19 protein-coding genes and 1 pseudogene are annotated in these 18,521 nt (G+C 48.6%); 19 read left to right on the top strand and 1 reads right to left on the bottom strand.

Translation table 11 applies throughout. The annotated features are described in order from the left end of the window. From AKL11_RS12295 to der, 18 genes and pseudogenes are all read left to right on the top strand, one after another. Positions 1-234 (top strand): annotated as a pseudogene (locus AKL11_RS12295) (hypothetical protein); the annotation flags it as partial. 27 nt (positions 235-261) lie between these two features. Beyond that, a complete protein-coding gene (locus tag AKL11_RS26635; RefSeq protein WP_067517796.1) occupies positions 262-564 on the top strand; it encodes a type IV pilin protein in 303 nt (100 codons plus the stop codon). Positions 565-892: 328 nt separating this feature from the next. Next, positions 893-1,363 (top strand): Fe-S cluster assembly transcriptional regulator IscR, encoded by a 471-nt coding sequence (gene iscR, locus AKL11_RS12285; protein ID WP_067517794.1) that lies wholly within the window; start codon positions 893-895, stop codon positions 1,361-1,363. Between the two features lie 116 nt (positions 1,364-1,479). Next, positions 1,480-2,694: an IscS subfamily cysteine desulfurase gene (locus AKL11_RS12280; protein ID WP_067518454.1), complete on the top strand. Its 1,215-nt coding sequence runs from the start codon at positions 1,480-1,482 to the stop codon at positions 2,692-2,694. 46 nt (positions 2,695-2,740) lie between these two features. Next, positions 2,741-3,136, top strand: a complete 396-nt coding sequence (gene iscU, locus AKL11_RS12275; protein ID WP_067517792.1) for a Fe-S cluster assembly scaffold IscU — start codon at positions 2,741-2,743, stop codon at positions 3,134-3,136. A gap of 67 nt (positions 3,137-3,203) precedes the next feature. Next, positions 3,204-3,536: an iron-sulfur cluster assembly protein IscA gene (iscA, locus tag AKL11_RS12270; RefSeq protein WP_067517789.1), complete on the top strand. Its 333-nt coding sequence runs from the start codon at positions 3,204-3,206 to the stop codon at positions 3,534-3,536. Positions 3,537-3,607: 71 nt separating this feature from the next. Then, positions 3,608-4,180 carry a Fe-S protein assembly co-chaperone HscB gene (gene hscB, locus AKL11_RS12265; RefSeq protein ID WP_253705198.1) on the top strand — a complete coding sequence of 191 codons (573 nt, stop codon included), beginning with the start codon at positions 3,608-3,610 and terminating at the stop codon, positions 4,178-4,180. A gap of 29 nt (positions 4,181-4,209) precedes the next feature. Beyond that, positions 4,210-6,072, top strand: coding sequence for a Fe-S protein assembly chaperone HscA (gene hscA / locus AKL11_RS12260; protein ID WP_067517787.1), 1,863 nt, complete (start codon positions 4,210-4,212; stop codon positions 6,070-6,072). A 2-nt stretch (positions 6,073-6,074) separates the two neighbouring features. Next, positions 6,075-6,413: an ISC system 2Fe-2S type ferredoxin gene (gene fdx, locus AKL11_RS12255; protein ID WP_067517785.1), complete on the top strand. Its 339-nt coding sequence runs from the start codon at positions 6,075-6,077 to the stop codon at positions 6,411-6,413. Positions 6,414-6,481: 68 nt separating this feature from the next. Next, entirely contained in the window at positions 6,482-6,685 is a 204-nt protein-coding gene (gene iscX / locus AKL11_RS12250; protein WP_067517783.1) for a Fe-S cluster assembly protein IscX, read from the top strand. Between the two features lie 183 nt (positions 6,686-6,868). Then, positions 6,869-7,300: a nucleoside-diphosphate kinase gene (ndk, locus tag AKL11_RS12245; protein WP_067517781.1), complete on the top strand. Its 432-nt coding sequence runs from the start codon at positions 6,869-6,871 to the stop codon at positions 7,298-7,300. Between the two features lie 92 nt (positions 7,301-7,392). Then, positions 7,393-8,553, top strand: a complete 1,161-nt coding sequence (rlmN, locus tag AKL11_RS12240) for a dual-specificity RNA methyltransferase RlmN (RefSeq protein WP_095210352.1) — start codon at positions 7,393-7,395, stop codon at positions 8,551-8,553. Next, positions 8,498-9,352: a type IV pilus biogenesis/stability protein PilW gene (gene pilW, locus AKL11_RS12235; protein WP_157673541.1), complete on the top strand. Its 855-nt coding sequence runs from the start codon at positions 8,498-8,500 to the stop codon at positions 9,350-9,352. Before rlmN ends, pilW begins: the two co-directional genes overlap by 56 nt. Beyond that, complete coding sequence (locus AKL11_RS12230; RefSeq protein WP_067517778.1) at positions 9,345-10,244, top strand: RodZ domain-containing protein; 900 nt, start codon at positions 9,345-9,347, stop codon at positions 10,242-10,244. Before pilW ends, AKL11_RS12230 begins: the two co-directional genes overlap by 8 nt. 189 nt (positions 10,245-10,433) lie before the next feature. After that, positions 10,434-11,714, top strand: a complete 1,281-nt coding sequence (gene hisS, locus AKL11_RS12225; RefSeq protein ID WP_095210350.1) for a histidine--tRNA ligase — start codon at positions 10,434-10,436, stop codon at positions 11,712-11,714. A gap of 49 nt (positions 11,715-11,763) precedes the next feature. Continuing rightward, on the top strand, positions 11,764-12,495 hold the full coding sequence (locus tag AKL11_RS12220) for a YfgM family protein (protein ID WP_067517775.1): 732 nt from the start codon (positions 11,764-11,766) through the stop codon (positions 12,493-12,495). Positions 12,496-12,499: 4 nt separating this feature from the next. After that, positions 12,500-13,669, top strand: a complete 1,170-nt coding sequence (bamB, locus tag AKL11_RS12215) for an outer membrane protein assembly factor BamB (RefSeq protein WP_067517773.1) — start codon at positions 12,500-12,502, stop codon at positions 13,667-13,669. Positions 13,670-13,753: 84 nt separating this feature from the next. After that, positions 13,754-15,178 (top strand): ribosome biogenesis GTPase Der, encoded by a 1,425-nt coding sequence (gene der, locus AKL11_RS12210; RefSeq protein WP_067517771.1) that lies wholly within the window; start codon positions 13,754-13,756, stop codon positions 15,176-15,178. 285 nt (positions 15,179-15,463) lie between these two features. On the opposite strand, the gene xseA is transcribed toward der, so the two are convergent. Next, positions 15,464-16,825 carry an exodeoxyribonuclease VII large subunit gene (gene xseA, locus AKL11_RS12205; protein WP_067517769.1) on the bottom strand — a complete coding sequence of 454 codons (1,362 nt, stop codon included), beginning with the start codon at positions 16,823-16,825 and terminating at the stop codon, positions 15,464-15,466. Between the two features lie 131 nt (positions 16,826-16,956). Here xseA and guaB point away from each other — a divergent pair, with 131 nt between their 5' ends. Beyond that, positions 16,957-18,426 carry an IMP dehydrogenase gene (gene guaB / locus AKL11_RS12200; protein ID WP_067517767.1) on the top strand — a complete coding sequence of 490 codons (1,470 nt, stop codon included), beginning with the start codon at positions 16,957-16,959 and terminating at the stop codon, positions 18,424-18,426. Positions 18,427-18,521 lie beyond the last annotated feature (95 nt).

Genomic DNA, 18,521 nt, shown 5'->3' with positions numbered 1-18,521 from the left:
CGCAGTGAAAATGCAGTAAAAATACAGGTGCTCATAGCAATGATTGCCTACCTCCTGCTGCGCCTGGCCCAGACCACAACACCCTGCACGTTGTCGTTACAGCAAATAGCCCGAAGAATCAGTCTTAACCTGACCCGTCGGTGCTCTTTGTTGGAATTATTCAGTGATCCGCCGGATAGAATTGAAGCCAATTTACCCCGGAATCAGGGGAGTCTGGAGCTGGTTTATGCTTAACCGGACAGTAGTGATCAACAATACCTTATGGAAAGCCGACGCTCAGATGCTCAGATCACCTTGGCTGGTATCGCTGCAGAGCAGGAGCGTATCTATACCTATGACAATAAATACACCAACGACTTAAGTGAGTTGGGTGGCAGCGTTTCCGAAAATAAGTTCTACAGAATTACAATGACAGCTACAGATAATACTTTTGTCATAACTGCGACAGCGCCGTCGAATAGCTCCCAGTTCTCAGACAAAAGCTGCAGGACGTTGACTATGACTCATAGAAATGTCAAAACCAGTACTGATGCCAACGGTAATATTTCAACTGATTGCTGGTAGTCGACTGTATTTTATTCTTTCTACATCAATATCTTGTTATCGGCTTTGAAACTATTGCTGGCATTCTATAGAATGCCGGCAATAGTTTAGACTGTTTGTGAATTTAAACTAACAAAGATATTCCGTCCTAACTGCACTTTCTTCCGCAATAATCCCATCTGCTTAATAGTTGACTAAAACACTCAGGTATTGCATACTTCATCCTATAGTTTGAGCTTTAAGATATTGAATTTGCTGCTTGGAGAGTCGCGGCTCAATACTCTGCTCAAAGTGTTTGGGGGGTTTACGACACGTGGAAGCGCTGTCTGAATAGCAAGTGAGATGCTGTATGAGATTAACGACCAAAGGGCGTTACGCAGTCACTGCCATGTTGGATCTTGCTCTGCATATTGATCAGGGTCCGGTTTCACTGGCGGATATCTCAGAGCGTCAGGGAATATCATTGTCTTATCTTGAGCAGTTGTTTGCGAAGCTTCGCAGGGCTGATCTGGTATGCAGTGTGCGCGGCCCCGGTGGCGGATACCGGCTTAGTCGCGAAGGGCAAGACATCTATGTCGCCCAAGTGATTGATGCTGTCAATGAATCGGTAGATGCGACCAAGTGCAAGGGCGCTGGTGGGTGTCAGCAGGGGGTCACCTGTCTTACTCATCATCTCTGGCAGGATTTGAGCGAACAGATTCATACCTTCCTTGACGGGATTAGCCTCGCTGATCTGGTTGCTCGCAGGGAAGTGCAAAATGTTGCTGATCGTCAGGATGGGCAACAAGATAACAAAATTGCTGTAGACACGATTTTATAAGACCTCTTGTGGCGCGCTAAAAGCAAAGTCAAAGAGAAACAGTGTGGCGGCATGATGATTTTCACCCTATGCGAATCAAGGGTTTTGAGCGTACTGACCGCCTGGAGATGTACCAGATGAAATTACCGATTTATCTCGATTATTCTGCAACAACGCCGGTAGACCCGCGTGTGGCTGATAAAATGATTCAGTGCCTTTCGCTTGAAGGTAATTTTGGCAATCCGGCATCCCGCTCCCATTTATTTGGTTGGCGTGCTGAGGAAGCTGTTGAAAACGCTCGTCGTCAGGTGGCTGACCTGATTCATGCAGACCCGAGAGAAATTGTCTGGACTTCTGGCGCGACAGAATCCGATAACCTGGCTATCAAAGGTGTTGCCCGCTTTTATAGCAAAAAGGGTAAGCATATTATTACTTCCAAAATTGAGCATAAGGCGGTTTTGGACACGTGTCGTCAGCTTGAAAGAGAAGGTTTTGAAATTACCTATCTTGAGCCGGGCAGTGATGGCTTGATTACACCGGACATGGTGGAAAACGCGCTTCGCGACGACACCATTCTGGTCAGCTTGATGCACGTCAATAATGAGATTGGCGTGATTAATGATATTGAAGCGATTGGCGAGCTTACCCGTGCTCGTAAAATTATCTTTCATGTGGACGCGGCACAAAGTGTCGGCAAAATTCCATTGAATATGGAAACCATGAAGGTTGATCTGCTTTCCATTTCTGCCCACAAACTTTATGGCCCTAAAGGCATTGGCGCCTTGTTTGTACGTCGTAAGCCGCGTATTCGCCTTGAGGCTCAAATGCACGGCGGTGGTCATGAACGTGGTATGCGTTCGGGCACGCTGGCAACTCACCAGATTGTGGGCATGGGCGAAGCCTGTCGTCTTGCTGCAGAAGAGATGGATGCGGAAACGGTTCGTCTGACAGCGTTGAAAAAACGTGTTTTATCTCAGTTTTCCGATTTGGAAGAAGTTCACCTTAATGGTTCTGCTGAGCAGCGGGTGCCAGGGATTCTGAATATCAGCTTTGCTTTTGTTGAAGGCGAGTCGCTGATGATGTCCTTGAAGGATCTGGCTATTTCTTCCGGTTCTGCCTGTACGTCGGCAAGCCTTGAGCCTTCCTATGTACTGCGAGCTCTTGGATTAAGTGATGAGTTGGCACACAGTTCTCTCAGAATCAGTCTTGGTCGCTTTACTACCGAAGAAGAAGTAGATCATGCGGTGAAAGAGATTCATGTGGCGGTAGAAAAGCTGCGTGAGTTGTCGCCACTGTGGGATATGTTCAAAGATGGCGTCGACCTGAGCAAGGTTGAGTGGGTTGCACACTGAGGAATTATGAAGCGCTGTGCATAGCAGGGCTTCGGAGGAGAGAAAAATGGCATACAGCGAAAAGGTCATTGATCACTACGAAAACCCCCGTAATGTGGGCAAGCTGGATCAAGAAGCCGGAAATGTCGGCACCGGGATGGTGGGTGCGCCTGCCTGTGGTGACGTAATGCGTCTGCAGATTCAGGTGAACGACGATGGTGTCATTGAAGATGCCCGCTTCAAAACTTACGGCTGCGGTTCGGCTATTGCTTCCAGCTCTCTGGCGACAGAGTGGATGAAAGGCAAAACACTCGATGAAGCGGCCACAATTAGGAACACCGATATTGCCGAAGAGCTGGCACTGCCACCGGTAAAAATTCATTGTTCCGTTCTGGCTGAAGATGCTATTAAGGCAGCGATTGATGATTATCGCGCTAAGCATGATGGTCAGGAAACGTCGTAAGAAGAGGAATAACAGGATGCCCTCGGTCATAGGATAGGGGGTATTCCAGTTAGTAGTGGAGTATTTGATGGCAATTACCGTAACTGAAACGGCTGCCCGTCACATTCAAGGTCAGCTTACCCGTCGTGGTAAAGGGCTCGGTATTCGTCTGGGTGTGCGTACATCTGGATGCTCTGGCATGGCTTATGTTCTCGAGTTTGTCGATGTAGTTGACGACGGTGATCTTGTATTTGAAGATCATGAGGTCAAAGTATTTATTGACCCGAAAAGTCTGGTTTATCTGAATGGCACAGAGCTGGATTTCGTAAAAGAAGGCTTGAATGAAGGATTGCAATTCAACAATCCTAATGCAGCTAGTGAATGTGGTTGTGGTGAAAGTTTTAATGTTGATGCTGGCTGATGCGTGACGCATTGGTCTTGGTAAATGTGAAAATTGATGGTTCGAATGATGGCTCATCCCGCTGACGCAGGTTGAGCCATATTTTTAACAGGTCTGGTGGTGTTGCTGTGTTTGATTTGACCAAGAATTATTTTGAACTCTTTGGGCTGCCGGTATCCTGTCAGGTGGATCTGAAAGCGTTATCAAGTCAATATCGTGTGTTGCAACGGGCAGTGCACCCGGATCGTTTTGCCAATGATGAGCGACAGCAGTTGCTTGCTGTTCAGTATGCATCTCATGTTAATGATGCGTTTAATACTTTGAAACAGCCGTTAAATCGAGCCATCTATCTTCTCAAGCTCGCTGGTCGCGATGTGGATATGGAACGAAATACGGTCATGGATACGGCCTTTCTTATGGAGCAGATGGAACTTCGTGAGTCTGTTGATGAGGTTCGTTCCGATGCCTATCCGGAAAAAGCACTTGAGTCACTGATGGCTCGAGTGGATGGCGATATTGATAACTATCTACTGCATTTTGAGCAGTGCTGGCAATCTGCTGGAAAAGAAGATCTTGATCGGGCAGAAGCGGTTGTCAAAAAGATGCAGTTCATGGTAAAGCTGGCGGCTGAATTGGAAGCGCTTGAATCTGACTTACTGGATTAAGCAGCGAACTAGGAATATAAGAGGCAGATATGGCGTTACTGCAGATTTCCGAGCCGGGACAGGCTCCTGAACCTCATCAGCAAAAACGTGCCGTGGGTATTGACTTGGGTACCACTAACTCCCTGGTGGCCACGGTCCGCTCAGGTTCCGCTGAAACGCTGGCTGATATTGAAAATCGGCACCTGTTGCCATCGGTCGTCAGGTATGCAGACTCTGTCGTCCAGGTGGGTTACGATGCTCGTGCAATGGCATCGGAAGATCCGGAAAATACCATTATTTCTATTAAGCGTATGATGGGTCGGGGTCTTGACGATCTGGATTCCCTTGGTTCGCCTTATCAGTTCGCTGATAACGATAATAAGGGTATGCCCTTTATTCAGACCCGCCGTGGTGATATCAGTCCGGTTGAGGTGTCTGCTGAAATTCTTCGCACTCTGAGCGGCCGGGCAGAAGAAACCCTTGGCGGCTCTCTGGATGGAGCCGTCATCACTGTTCCTGCCTACTTTGATGATGCTCAGCGTCAGGCTACAAAAGATGCGGCTAAAATTGCCGGGTTAAACGTCTATCGTCTATTGAATGAACCCACTGCGGCAGCTGTCGCCTATGGTCTTGATCAGGGTGGTGAAGGTGTCATTGCTGTCTATGATCTGGGTGGCGGTACTTTTGATATCTCGATTCTCCGTTTGGAGAAAGGGGTGTTTGAAGTGATGGCAACTGGTGGTGATACTGCATTGGGCGGAGATGACTTCGATCGTGCTGTAGTTCGTTGGATTCTTGAGCAGGCAGGTGTTGATGAAGCATCGATGACGGCTCGCCAGATGCGCGAGTCTATTGTTGAAGCCTGCCGAGTTAAAGAGGCGTTGAGCGGGCAGTCCGAAGTTGGCGTTCGCTTTGGTGATTGGGTGGGTGCATTATCTCGCCAGCAGTTTGATGATTTGATTACCCCCCTGGTCGAACAAACGTTGCGAGCTTTCAAACGTGCATTGCGGGATGCTGGTCTGAAAGCAAAAGATATTGAAGAAGTGGTGATGGTGGGTGGTTCTACCCGAGTGCCACTGGTTCGTGAGAAGGTGGACGAATATACCGGTCGCCCGCCATTAACCTCTATTGATCCTGATCGGGTGGTTGCGGTGGGTGCAGCCCTGCAAGCGAATGTGTTGGCAGGTAACAAATCGGCAGATGATATGTTGCTGCTGGATGTGATTCCATTGTCCCTTGGTTTGGAAACCATGGGTGGCTTGATGGAAAAAGTCATTCATCGCAATACGACCATTCCCGTCAGTAGAGCCCAGGAATTTACCACCTACAAAGATGGTCAAACGGCCATGGCGGTTCATGTTTTTCAGGGTGAGCGGGAATTAATTCGTGATAATCGCTCCCTGGCTCAGTTTGAATTGCGAGGCATTCCACCCATGCCTGCTGGCGGTGCAAAGATTCGTGTGACCTTTCAGGTGGATGCGGATGGTTTGCTCAATGTTAGTGCAGAAGAGCTTTCCACTGGGGTGCAAAGCAGTATTCAAGTGAAGCCATCTTACGGTCTCAGTGATGGTGATATTTCCCGTATGTTGAAGGATTCTTTCGAATATGCAGGCGATGATCGTGATGCCCGGGCGCTTCGCGAGCAGCAGGTAGAAGCGGATCGTGTCATTGGTGCCTTGGATGTCGCGTTGGCAAAAGACGGTAAACTGCTGTTGAGTGCTTCTGAGTTTGAAGCGTTGCAGGCGGATCTTGTTGCTCTTAGAGAGCAGCGTGAAATCGGTGATGCGAAATCCATCACCCGTGAAATTGAACGTATTGGTAAGTCCAGTGAAGAATTTGCTGCCCGTCGAATGAATGAAGGAATTCGCAAGGCTCTTTCCGGACAAAAGTTAGATGATTTGGAGGAGTTCTGATTATGACTCGTATTGTGTTCCTTCCCCATGAAGAGCTGTGCCCGGAAGGTGCGGTGGTTGAAGTTGAACCGGGTATCACTGTTTGCGATGCCGCTCTGCAGAATGGCATCGAAATTGAGCATGCCTGTGAAAAATCCTGTGCCTGCACGACCTGTCACGTGATCGTTCGTGAGGGGTATGAGAGCATGGAGGAGGCCGATGAGCTGGAAGATGATATGCTCGACAAGGCTTGGGGGTTGGAGCATGAATCCCGTCTGAGTTGTCAGGCGGTGGTCGCGGATGAAGATCTTGTGGTTGAAATTCCGCGCTACACCATTAACCAAGTTTCTGAACGCCATTGATTTTTGTGCGCTGTCTGAATAGGGTATTCGGGCAGCGCACTATTAGGTAGAAGCCAGGAGCAGGTGTTATGTCTCTAACGTGGACAGATGTTTATGATATAGCCATCGAGTTATACGAAGCGCATCCTGAGGTTGATCCAAAGTTTGTGAATTTTGTGGACTTGAGGAGCTGGGTTATTTCTCTTGATGGTTTTGAGGATGATCCGGATCGTTGCGGAGAAAAAATCCTGGAGGCTATTCAAATGGCCTGGATGGAAGAGGCGGAAGGGTAAACGTCGTTTTCTGCTTGTTGTTAAATGGTGTTTACTGGTAACAAATGGCAGAAAAAACTGACACTTGCGGCACGATTGTATAGAATACTGCTCAACTCCAGCAAGGGACGCTGAGAGAATCGTACATTTTTCATAAGTAATAATAATCCCGAAAGGGCACAAAATGACAATCTGGAGATCATAATGGCGGTAGAACGCACGTTATCCATTATAAAACCTGATGCAGTAGCCAAGAGTGTCGTCGGTAAAATCCTTGCACGTTTTGAAGATGCAGGCCTGAACATTGTTGCTACCAAAATGGTTCATCTTTCTGATGAACAGGCTGGTGGTTTTTACGCTGAGCACAAAGAGCGCACATTTTATAAAGATCTGGTGGCGTTTATGACGTCGGGCCCTGTGGTAGTGTCTGTGCTGGAAGGCGATAATGCAGTTGTCCTGAATCGTGACCTGATGGGGGCAACCAACCCTAAAGAAGCGGCGGTAGGTACTATTCGCGCAGACTTCGCTGAAACGATTGATGAGAATGCGGTTCACGGCTCTGACTCCGTTGCGTCGGCAGAGCGTGAAGTTGCTTACTTTTTTGAAAGTGATGAAATTTGCCCAAGAACCCGTTAATCGAACTGAGCAGTCAGTTTACGGGTTTTAAAACCGGGTGTTAAACATTAGCCATCAGTGGGGAGACTTACTGGTGGCTTTGAGGTATTAAAATGTCTGAATTGATCGAGTCTTCTATCGATCAAGCCGTTGAACTGGCTGAATCTACTGCGAATGCAGAAAAAGTGAATTTGTTGGGGCTTTCCAGAGCAAAAATGGAAGCCTTCTTTCTAAGCATTGGCGAGAAAAAATTTCGCGCAGAGCAGGTGTTGAAGTGGGTTCATCATCATCGGGTAGATAACTTCGATGATATGAGCAATATCAGCAAATCCCTTCGTGAGCGTTTGAACGAAACGGCTGAAATCCGTGGCCCGGAAGTGGTCAGCAGCCATTTTTCTGAAGACGGCACCTGTAAATGGGTGGTTCGAGTTGCCAGTGGAAGTTGTGTTGAAACTGTTTTTATCCCTGAAAATGGTCGTGGCACCCTGTGTGTTTCCTCTCAGGCCGGTTGTTCTCTGGACTGCAGCTTTTGCTCTACCGGTAAGCAGGGCTTTAACTCTGATTTGACGGTGGCTGAGATTATCGGTCAGGTCTGGATCGCTGCTCGCCACTTTAACAATGTACCCGCAAAAATGGATCGCTCTATTACCAATGTGGTGATGATGGGCATGGGTGAACCATTGATGAATTTTGATAACGTCGTGGATTCCATGGACCTGATGATGGACGATCTGGGTTATGGCTTATCCAAGCGACGTGTGACGTTGAGTACCTCTGGTGTTGTTCCCGCACTGAGAAAGCTGTCTGAAGTTTCCAACGTGTCTTTGGCGGTTTCCCTGCACGCGCCTAATAATGAACTTCGTAACTCATTGGTGCCGATTAACCGCAAATATCCCCTAGATCAGTTGCTGGATGCTATTCATCATTACATGAACAGTTTGACGGACAGCAAGCGTGTGGTTACGATCGAATATACGCTGCTTGCCGGTGTGAATGATCAGCCTGAACATGCCGATCAGTTGGTTGTATTATTAAAAGACGTTCCTTGTAAGATAAACTTGATTCCTTTCAACCCATTTCCACATTCCGGGTATGAAAGACCAAGTAATAATGCCATCAGACGTTTTCAGGAGCGTGTTCAGTTGGCCGGGTACAACGTGACAGTGAGAAAAACCCGTGGCGATGATATTGATGCCGCCTGCGGTCAGCTGGTGGGGAATGTCATGGATAAGACCCGCCGAAGTGAACGACACATTGCTGCCAGACAGCTATAAAAATCCGATTTTTTTGGGGAAGAGAATGGGGAGCCGATTAAGACTCCGTTTAAAGCTTGTTGTATTGTTGTGCGCTTCATCACAGATATTGACAGGCTGCGTGTCGACCAGTGCCCGCCCTCTTGATGGGGATCGGGCTGTGGTGGATTATATGAATCTTGCCAAAGGTTATCTTCAGGAAGGTTTCACTGAAAAAGCAGTGAAACCTTTAGAAAGAGCGTTGGAAATAGAGCCGAATTCGGCCAGTGTTTATGGTGTGCTCGGTGTGACATACCAGCGACAGGGTGAAGACCAACTGGCTGAAGAGTCCTTTAAAAGGGCATTGGCAATTGATTCGAGTGCATCAGATATACGCAACAATTACGGTGTATTTCTTTTTTCGAAAAACCGTTTGGAAGACGCTTATGAACAGTTTGAATTGGCGTCAAGAGATGTAGGTTATTCTGAGAGAAGCCGGATTTTCGAGAGCGCGGGTGTGGTAGCCTTGCAGCTAGGTAAAACCTCATTGGCTAAGAAGCACTTTATACGAGCGCTCAGGCTGAATAATGGTTCGTCCCGGGCAAATCTTGAATTGGCCGAAATCTACAAGGAAGAAGGGGATAATTATAAGGCCTGGCGATATTATCAGGCCTTTGATGAGTCAGCAGGGCAAAATGCCAGGGCGTTATTGCTGGGCATTCAGCTGGCGACAGTGAATGGAGTTCACGGCAAGGCGGCCAGCTATGCGTTACGTTTAGAACGATTGTATCCCGGCTCGAAGGAGCTACAGCAATATCGGAGTCAATTGGGATATGAGTGATCAGGATTCTCTGCAAGAAGAATTGAACCGGGCATTGCTGCCCGGTGCTCAACTGCTACAAGCTCGAGAAAGTCAGGGGATGAGTATTGCTGATGCTGCTCTGGCGTTGAAAATTACAGAAACCTATGTGCGGGCTTTGGAGAGTGACGATTATACCGAGCTTCCTCAGTCTACTTTTGTTCGTGGTTATCTTCGTAATTATGCCAAGATTTTGGGTTTGAGTGGTGATGGACTGGCTGCAGCTTATGATCATTACATCTCTGGTCAAGGCGAAGAAGTGTTGAAGTTGGAGGTTGAAAAAACCATCAAGCCCCTCAGGGCCCATTCAACACCTTCGCCAGCGAATGCCTTGATCTTGGTTCTTGTGATATCGCTTGGAGGCTTGAGTTATTTTCTCTGGAATAACTGGTTAAAGCCTGAAGTTTCCAGTGCAGTTGTTTCAGAACAAAGTATAAATGCAGAGGATGCTTCTTTAGCCATCTCTGAGCCTGTAAACGCGCAGGCCTTACCTTCGGAAACGATAGTGACTGAAAAGCCTGAGTTGGTTGAGCCTTCTGAAGAAACGACAAATATTCTCCCTGAAACGGATCATATAACGCCAGCTACAGAAGCGTCGAAAGCAGCTGAACCTGATGGGCTGATGAAAAGTCTGATGATCAGTTTCAAAGGAGAGTGCTGGGTCGAGGTGACAGATGCAACAGGCAAAATTATCGTTTCCAGTGTTCAGCAATCAGGCACTGCTATTGATCTTCAGGTTCTTCCCCCGGTGAATGTGCGTTTTGGTAACTCGCCAGCGGTTGATCAAATTGTTTTTGCTGGTGACACAGTATCAAATCCTCAATCCCGTTCCCGAGTGGCCAGTATTCAACTTAAGGTTAATGAGCAGGGCTGAGTGTCTGAAGCTCTTTTATTAGAAGATTGCCGGAGCTTACTCCTTTCGGGATTGTCATTATAAGGTGTCAGCGGGTATAGTTGCTCAATTTTTGCGATTTGTCAGTCTGGGTAGCCCTACCGTTGACCTTGATATCACCTCGATACCATGAATGGCTACCCTGACTGTTTCAGTTAAAGGATCTTCAGTTTGGGCAAACAGCTTCAAGCCATCCGGGGAATGAATGACATTCTTCCCGAACAGACACCAGCCTGGCAATATCTTGAGCAACAGGTGAGATCCGTGCTTGGAACCTACGGTTACCAGGAAATCCGGGTTCCTATCGCTGAAAGTTCTGCATTGTTCAGCCGCGGTATTGGTACGGGCACCGATATCGTCGAAAAAGAAATGTACACCTTTGAAGACCGTAACGGTGAAAAGCTTTCTCTTCGCCCTGAAGCAACTGCATCCATCGTTCGTGCGGGCATCCAGAATGGTCTTCTCTATAATCAGATTCAACGTCTCTGGACGTCTGGTCCAATGTTCCGTTATGAGCGTCCACAAAAAGGGCGCTACCGCCAATTTCATCAGATCAGTGTTGAAGCCTACGGAATGGTTGGTCCGGATATTGATGCTGAGTTGATTCTGATGACCGCTCGCCTTTGGCAACAGTTGGGATTAACCGAGCACGTTACTCTGGAACTAAATACGCTGGGTACCCAGGAATCCCGTCTGCGTTACCGTGAGGCGCTGGTTGCCTATTTGTCTCAGTATGAAGCGGATTTGGACGAAGACAGTCGTCGTCGTTTAACCATCAACCCATTAAGAATCCTTGATAGTAAAGATGCCGGTACACAGAAAATTGTGGCTGATGCCCCTGAATTGTTTGACTATCTTGATGAAGAATCCCGGAACCATTTTGAAGATTTAAAGAAAGTTCTGGATGAAGCTGGGGTTTCCTATCGGGTCAATACCAAGTTGGTTCGTGGGTTGGACTATTATGGGTGCACGGTTTTTGAGTGGATAACAGAAAGTCTTGGTTCACAGGGTACGGTGTGTGCCGGTGGCCGGTACGATGCATTGGTTGAAATGCTGGGTGGTAAGCCGACCGCAGGTGTTGGTTTTGCCATGGGTATGGAACGGCTTATCCTGATGCTGGAAACGCTCCAGCTGCTGCCAGAAACAGTGAATAATCAGGTGGATGTCACCGTTGTTGCTGTTGGAGATGGTATCGGTAATAAAGCGCTACCTGTCGTCGAGCGTTTACGTGATGCGCTTCCACAGTTTAAAATCCTTATGAATTGTGGCGGCGGTGGATTCAAGGCTCAAATGAAGCGCGCTGATCGCAGTGGTGCAAAGTATGCGCTGATTATAGGGGAAGATGAGTTGCAGGCCGGCACTGCAACGATTAAGTCCTTGAGAGCGGATGAAGCTCAGCAGCAACTGCCACTGTCTGAAGTTGCAGGATTTCTAAAAAGCATTTTGCAGTAAGGTGCTCTGAGTACCTTGGCTGTTTTGAGAAAAAGATCAGGAGTAAAGGGTGAGTTACCAATCTGATGACGAGCAGGTACAACTGCTTAAAAACCTATGGAAGGATTATGGCCAGCCCGTGATTCTGGGTGTAGCTATTACGCTGGCCTCTGTGTCTGGTTACAAATACTGGCAGAAAACCCAGAGCCAGCAGATTGCTGAAGCGTCATCGCTTTATCAGAACCTGCTGGATACGGTTCAGGTTGATCAGCAAAACCAATTGGCGGCATTGTCTCTTCAGTCATTGACTGAGGAGCAGAAAGCCACCGTTAACCACTTGGTGACGACTCTGCAGAGTGACTTCGAAGACAGTCAGTATGCAGCATTTGCCACGCTGTTCCTTGCACAGCAGCAGGTTCAGGATGGTCAGCTCGAGGCAGCAAGAGCGTCTCTGGAATGGGTGCTTGCCCAGAAGCCGGCTCCGGAAGTTAACACCATGGCGACACTTCGTCTTGCACGGGTTCTGTTGGCAGAGTCCGGTGAAAATGGCCAGAAAGCACTGGATTTGTTAACCGGTCTAACATCTGAAAAAACCTATCAGGCAACGGTTGAATCTGTCAAAGGTGATGCCTGGTTGGCGCTGGGCGACCGGGTCAAGGCGGGACAGGCTTATCAGACCGCGGTGGATGCAGCTCGCGAAAATGGTCAGAACCGACCGCTGCTGCAGCTGAAACTGGACGATCTGGCAGCAATGGCGCCGATCTCGTCAAATGAACAGAAGTCTTCAGAACAAGAGGGATAATGTAATGGAGAAGTTGTTTAGGGGCAGTGTTGCACTTCTGGTTGTGCTGAGTCTCTCTGCATGCAGTATCTTTTCATCGGATGAAGAGGAGGTCAGAGCTCCTAAACCTCTCCAGTCGATCAGTGATGAAAGGGTCGAGCTCACGGAAGTCTGGTCCCGAGGAGCCGGTAAAGGGGTTGGAAATCGTTTTGAAAATCTGAAGCCTGCCGTTGATGGTGACAAGGTATTTGCTGCGGGTTCCAAAGGTTCCGTTTATGCCTTTGAGCGTGATACCGGTAAGCAGCTTTGGAAAACCGAGCTTGACGATATTCACGTCGGCGGTGGTGTCAGTGCTTATTACGGCAAGGTATTGTTGGGAACGCTGGATGGTGAAGTCATTGCTCTGGATCAGGAAAATGGTGCTGAACTCTGGCGTTCACGGGTAAGCAGTGAAATTCTCAGTGCACCTGTCACCGATGGTATTTATGTGGCTGTTCAGAGTATTGATGATCGCTTAACCGTTCTGGATGCGGATACCGGTAAATATCTGTGGCGTCAGGAAGCGTTGCAGCCTGCTTTAACTCTGAGAGGTTCTTCTGAGCCGGTGATGTTCCGTGAAGCGGTGTTTGCCGGATTTGCCAGTGGTGAGGCGAAGGCCTTCCGTCTGGAAAACGGTGCGCCATTGTGGAGTTCTCGGGTTTCTGTTCCAAGAGGCAGTACCGAACTGGAGCGCATGGTAGATATTAAAGGCGCACCTCTGATTCTGGATAATGTGATTTTCTTTGATAGCTATCAGGGTAATGTAGCGGCGATGGATCTTTACAGTGGCCGTGTGCGCTGGTCTAAAGAGCTGTCCAGCTATAAAGGTATGGCTGATGGTTATGGTGCCGTGTACCTGACCAGTGAAGAAAGCTATCTTAGTTCCATTGATCAAAAAAGTGGTGCTGTAAACTGGCGCCAGGAAGATTTTGAATATCGTCGTTTATCTGCCCCGGCGGCTTTCGGTAGTTATGTGGTGGTTGGTGACAGCGAAGGTTATCTGCACCTGATGTCTCAGCTGGACGGTAGTCAGGCTGGACGTTTTAAAATAGGTTCATCCGCTATCAAGGCTCAGCCGCTGGTGGATAATGATCTGATGTTTGTTTTGACTGCAGAAGGTGAGCTGATGGCTCTGAAGGAAAAGTCTTTAGACTGATTCGGTCTTCTAGCTGGAAAAATGCGCTGTCGGGCTGAACCTTTACCGGGTTCAGCCCGTTTTACATTGTTGTGGTAAATAAATATGGTTCCTGTAATTGCCCTGGTGGGTCGCCCTAACGTTGGCAAATCCACCCTGTTTAACCGTCTCACCCGATCCAGGGATGCTCTTGTTGCCAACGTGGCTGGGCTGACCCGGGATCGGAAGTATGGTGAGGGCAAAGTTGGCTCTCATCCCTATATCGTCATTGATACAGGTGGTATTTCCGGTGATGAGGAAGGTATTGACTCCGCGATGGCAGAGCAGTCCCTGACGGCAATCACTGAGGCTGATGTCGTTTTGTTTCTGGTGGATGCCAAGGCAGGACTGACTGCTGCTGATGAAATGATCGCGCTGCATCTTCGAAAGCAGGGTAAAAAATATCACCTGGTTCTCAACAAGGTGGATCGTGTGGATGCCGAACAGGCAGAAACCGATTTCGCTTCTCTGGGTATTGGTTCTGCTTTTCATATTGCGGCGGTTCATGGTCGCGGCGTCAGCAATATGATTGAGGATGTGCTGTTTGACTGCACGGGTGTGGAAGAATATGTAGCCGATGAGAATGAGCCCGCTAAGGCCAGAGGCATCAAGATTGGTATTGTTGGTCGCCCTAATGTGGGTAAATCAACATTGGTGAATCGTCTGCTGGGCGAAGACCGAGTCGTTGTTTACGACGAAGCGGGAACCACCCGTGACAGTGTTTATATCCCTTACGAGCGCTTTGGTCAGGATTACACACTGATTGATACGGCGGGTGTGCGCCGTCGTGGCAAGGTGTCTGAATCCATTGAAAAATTCTCTGTGATCAAAACCCTGCAGGCCATTGAAGACGCCAATGTAGTGGTTCTGGTGCTGGATGCCCGGGAAGGGATTGTTGAGCAAGACCTCCATCTGCTTGGCTTTGTTTTGGATGCCGGTCGAGCTGTCGTCATCGCGCTGAACAAATGGGACGGAATGCAGGAACAGCAAAGAGCAGATGTTAAAAAAGAGCTGAACCGTCGCCTTGGTTTTATTAATTATGCCCGTATTCATACCATTTCTGCGATGCATGGCACCGGTGTGGGCAATCTTTATGATTCCATTGAAGAAGCTTATGAAGCGGCGACTAGCAAGCTGTCTACTAACCGTCTGACCCGTATTCTGGAAGATGCGGTAAAAGAGCATCAGCCGCCAATGGTGAACAATCGTCGTATCAAACTTCGTTACTGCCATGCCGGTGCGATGAACCCGCCGACCATTATTATTCACGGTAATCAGACGGAGAAAGTGCCTTCCGCTTATCGTCGATACCTTGAAAACACCTTCCGCAAAGTACTGAAGATTATGGGAACTCCGATCCGGATTGAATTCCGTTCCGGCGATAACCCGTATGCTGAAGTAAAAGAAGCGGATCAGCGACAAGCCCATCGCAAGCGTCGCGTTGAAAAAACAGCGCAGTTTGCCAAGGAGAAGAGAAAAACCAAGCGTTAAGGTTGAGCTGTTTCTTAAAGGCAGTTGTTGGATGACATATCGGATGTATTGCCTGGTGAGCTGGAAGTGCTGATTAAAATACTTCAGAAGTCTGGAGTTGTTGCAATCGGGTTGCTTGCTTATCGGTCATGCCCCTCCGAAGGAGGGGAGGTATGATCAGGCTTGGCGACCATTTCTTCTTTCCTGTAGATCTAAAGCTTCAGGTGTTCTCGACTGAGCCAGATGCTGACAGTATTTGGCACGCGATTCATTTTAAACTTCAGTCTGCGGAATTTAGTGTTCGAATCAACTAACGAGTTTTTCGATTTTACAAAGAGCTTCTCCTTTATGAAAACGCGTAGTGATGAGGTCTCCCTCCTTCAACTGTTGGCTGTCTCTAATAATAGTACTGTCCCGTAACGTGATTGAGTAACCTCGGGAAAGAGTGGCCAGAGGGCTCACTGCATTTAATTCACCGGATGCTTTTTCCAGTTTGAAGCTGCGTTTTTCAAGCTGGTTCAATGTCAACTGAATCAGTTTCTGTTCCAGTCGTTCATTTTTACCTTTCAGAGATTCCAGCTGAAAAATTGGGTTGCATCGTTCCGTGCGTTCCTGAATGCGGCTTAATCGTGAATTCGATCTTTCCAGCTGAAGTGTCATTGCTTGCTTGAGCCGTATTTCCAAATCGTCCAGTCGCTGGGCGCTGTCTCTTAAACGTTCGCCAGGGTGGCGAAGCCGACCTTTAATGCTATCAAGCTCTTTGCTGCTCAGAATCAATTTGTGCCGAACCATCGTGTTTAGCTTGCGCTGAAATAGAAACAGCTGGTTCAGTATGGCCTGTCGATCAGGGCTCAGGATTTCAGCAGCCGCGGAAGGTGTGGCTGCCCGGAGGTCGGCAACAAAATCGGCAATGGTAAAGTCGATTTCATGCCCCACGGCGCTGACGATTGGAATACTGCATTCAGCGATGGTGCGGGCGACGATTTCTTCGTTAAATGGCCATAAATCTTCCAATGAGCCGCCGCCACGACCTACGATCAGGACATCAAATTGATTGGCAGCTTCGGCCAGTTTGATGGCATTCACCAGTTCCTGTTTCGCGTAATCCCCCTGTACTGAGCTTGGGATCACGGTGACCGGAATGGATGGAAAGCGTCGTTTCAGAACGGTGAGAATATCCCGAATGGCGGCGCCCGTCGGAGAGGTAATGACGCCAATATGCTTTGGGTGTTCAGGCAGTGGTTTTTTACGATCAATATCAAATAAGCCTTCAGCGGCCAGTTTGGCCTTCATCACTTCAAAGTCTTTTTGCAGATCACCGGTGCCGGCGTGATCCATGTGTTCGACCAGCAACTGATAATCACCACGGCCTTCGTACAGGCTGACCCGACCTCTGATCAGAAGCAGCATGCCTTCGGTGGGGGTGAATTTCAGAGCCTGATTCCGGTTTTTGAACATGGCGCAGCGAATTTGGGACTGTTTGTCTTTTAAGGTGAAATACCAGTGGCCGGAGCTTGGGCGAGCCAAGCCCGATATTTCCCCTTCTACCCGCACATTATTGAAACTCATTTCCAGCAGTCGCCGGGCTTTACCGTTCAACTCCGAAACGGATAACGGTTTGGCAGGCGTTTCAGCGTGAGAGGATGGGGCGTCGGTAAAGTGATGCATTAAGAATGCTCGGCAAGGGAATCAGATTTTTACCATTTTGCCTGAAATAGTGGTTTAGCTGAAGGGATGTTGTGAGATATACTTGTCCGAATTTTTTACCCGCTTTTACCATCAACTCTTGGAAACAGGCAATGCTGAGAATTGCACAAGATGCACTCACCTTCGACGATGTCCTCCTTCTGCCCGGCTACTCCGAAGTCCTCCCGAAAGATGTCCAGCTGAAAACCAAACTGACTCGAGATATTGAGCTGAATATTCCGCTGATCTCTGCGGCGATGGATACGGTAACCGAGGCGTCACTGGCAATTGCCATGGCGCAGGAAGGCGGTATTGGTATTATCCATAAAAACATGACGGCTGAACAGCAGGCCGTGGAAGTCCGTAAAGTTAAAAAGCATGAAAGTGGTGTGGTGAAAGACCCAATCACCATTGATGCCAGTGCGACGGTTCGCGAACTGCTAGAGCTGACGACCCATCATAATATTTCCGGTGTTCCGGTGCTTTCAGGTACTGATCTGGTCGGTATCGTAACGAGCCGGGATGTTCGGTTTGTTTTAAATCTGGATAAGCCCGTTTCTGACATCATGACCCAGAAAGATCGTCTGGTGACAGTGAAAGAAGGCACTGATGCGGAAGAAGTGAGAAAGCTGTTGCACAAGCACCGTATTGAAAAGGTGCTGGTGGTGGATGATCAGTTCAGCCTGACGGGCATGATGACGGTTAAAGACATCAAAAAAGCCCAGAAGTATCCTAATGCAGCAAAAGATGCTCAGGGGCAGCTTCTTGTCGGTGCAGCGGTTGGTACCGGCCCTGAAACACCGGAGCGTGTTTCAGCACTGGTGGCTGCGGGCGTTGATGTGATTATTGTGGATACGGCTCATGGTCATTCCCGCGGTGTGATTGAGCGGGTTAAGTGGGTGAAGGAAACCTATCCGCAGGTTCAGGTTATTGGCGGCAATATTGCCACTGGTGCTGCTGGTAAAGCGCTGGTGGAAGCCGGTGCTGACGGGGTTAAAGTGGGCATCGGTCCGGGTTCGATTTGTACTACCCGCATCGTTACCGGCATTGGTGTGCCGCAAATCAGTGCGGTGGCCAATGTGGTTGAAGCGCTGAAGGGAACAGGCGTTCCTGTCATTGCGGACGGTGGCATTCGTTTCTCCGGTGATTTGGCGAAAGCCATTGTGGCCGGTGCCAGCACAGTGATGTTGGGCAGTATGCTGGCCGGTACTGAAGAAGCGCCGGGTGAAGTGGAGCTTTATCAGGGTCGTAGTTACAAGGCTTATCGCGGTATGGGTTCTTTAGGCGCCATGTCTCAGGCGTCTGGTTCCAGTGATCGTTATTTCCAGAGCGCGGAAGAGGGCACTGAGAAGCTGGTTCCTGAGGGTATTGAAGGACGTGTGCCTTACAAAGGGCCTCTGCACGCCATTATCCATCAGATGGTGGGTGGTCTGCGTGCTGCTATGGGTTACACCGGTTCTGCGGATATGGATGCCATGCGAACCAAGCCTGAGTTTGTCCGCGTGACCAATGCGGGCATGGCGGAATCCCATGTGCACGATGTGACAATTACTAAAGAAGCACCGAACTATCGCGTTCGCTGAGTCGCACCGTAATTATTGTTGATACTTTCAGCCGGGCAGTTGACCCGGTTGTTTGTATCTAAAAAGCTCATATTCAGAATGCTCATGTGAGCCTC

The sequence above is a fragment of the Endozoicomonas ascidiicola genome, assembly GCF_001646945.1.
Lineage (GTDB): Bacteria > Pseudomonadota > Gammaproteobacteria > Pseudomonadales > Endozoicomonadaceae > Endozoicomonas > Endozoicomonas ascidiicola.
The sequence above is the reverse complement of the archived record's forward strand: the minus strand, read 5'-3'. Positions and strand labels throughout refer to the sequence as shown.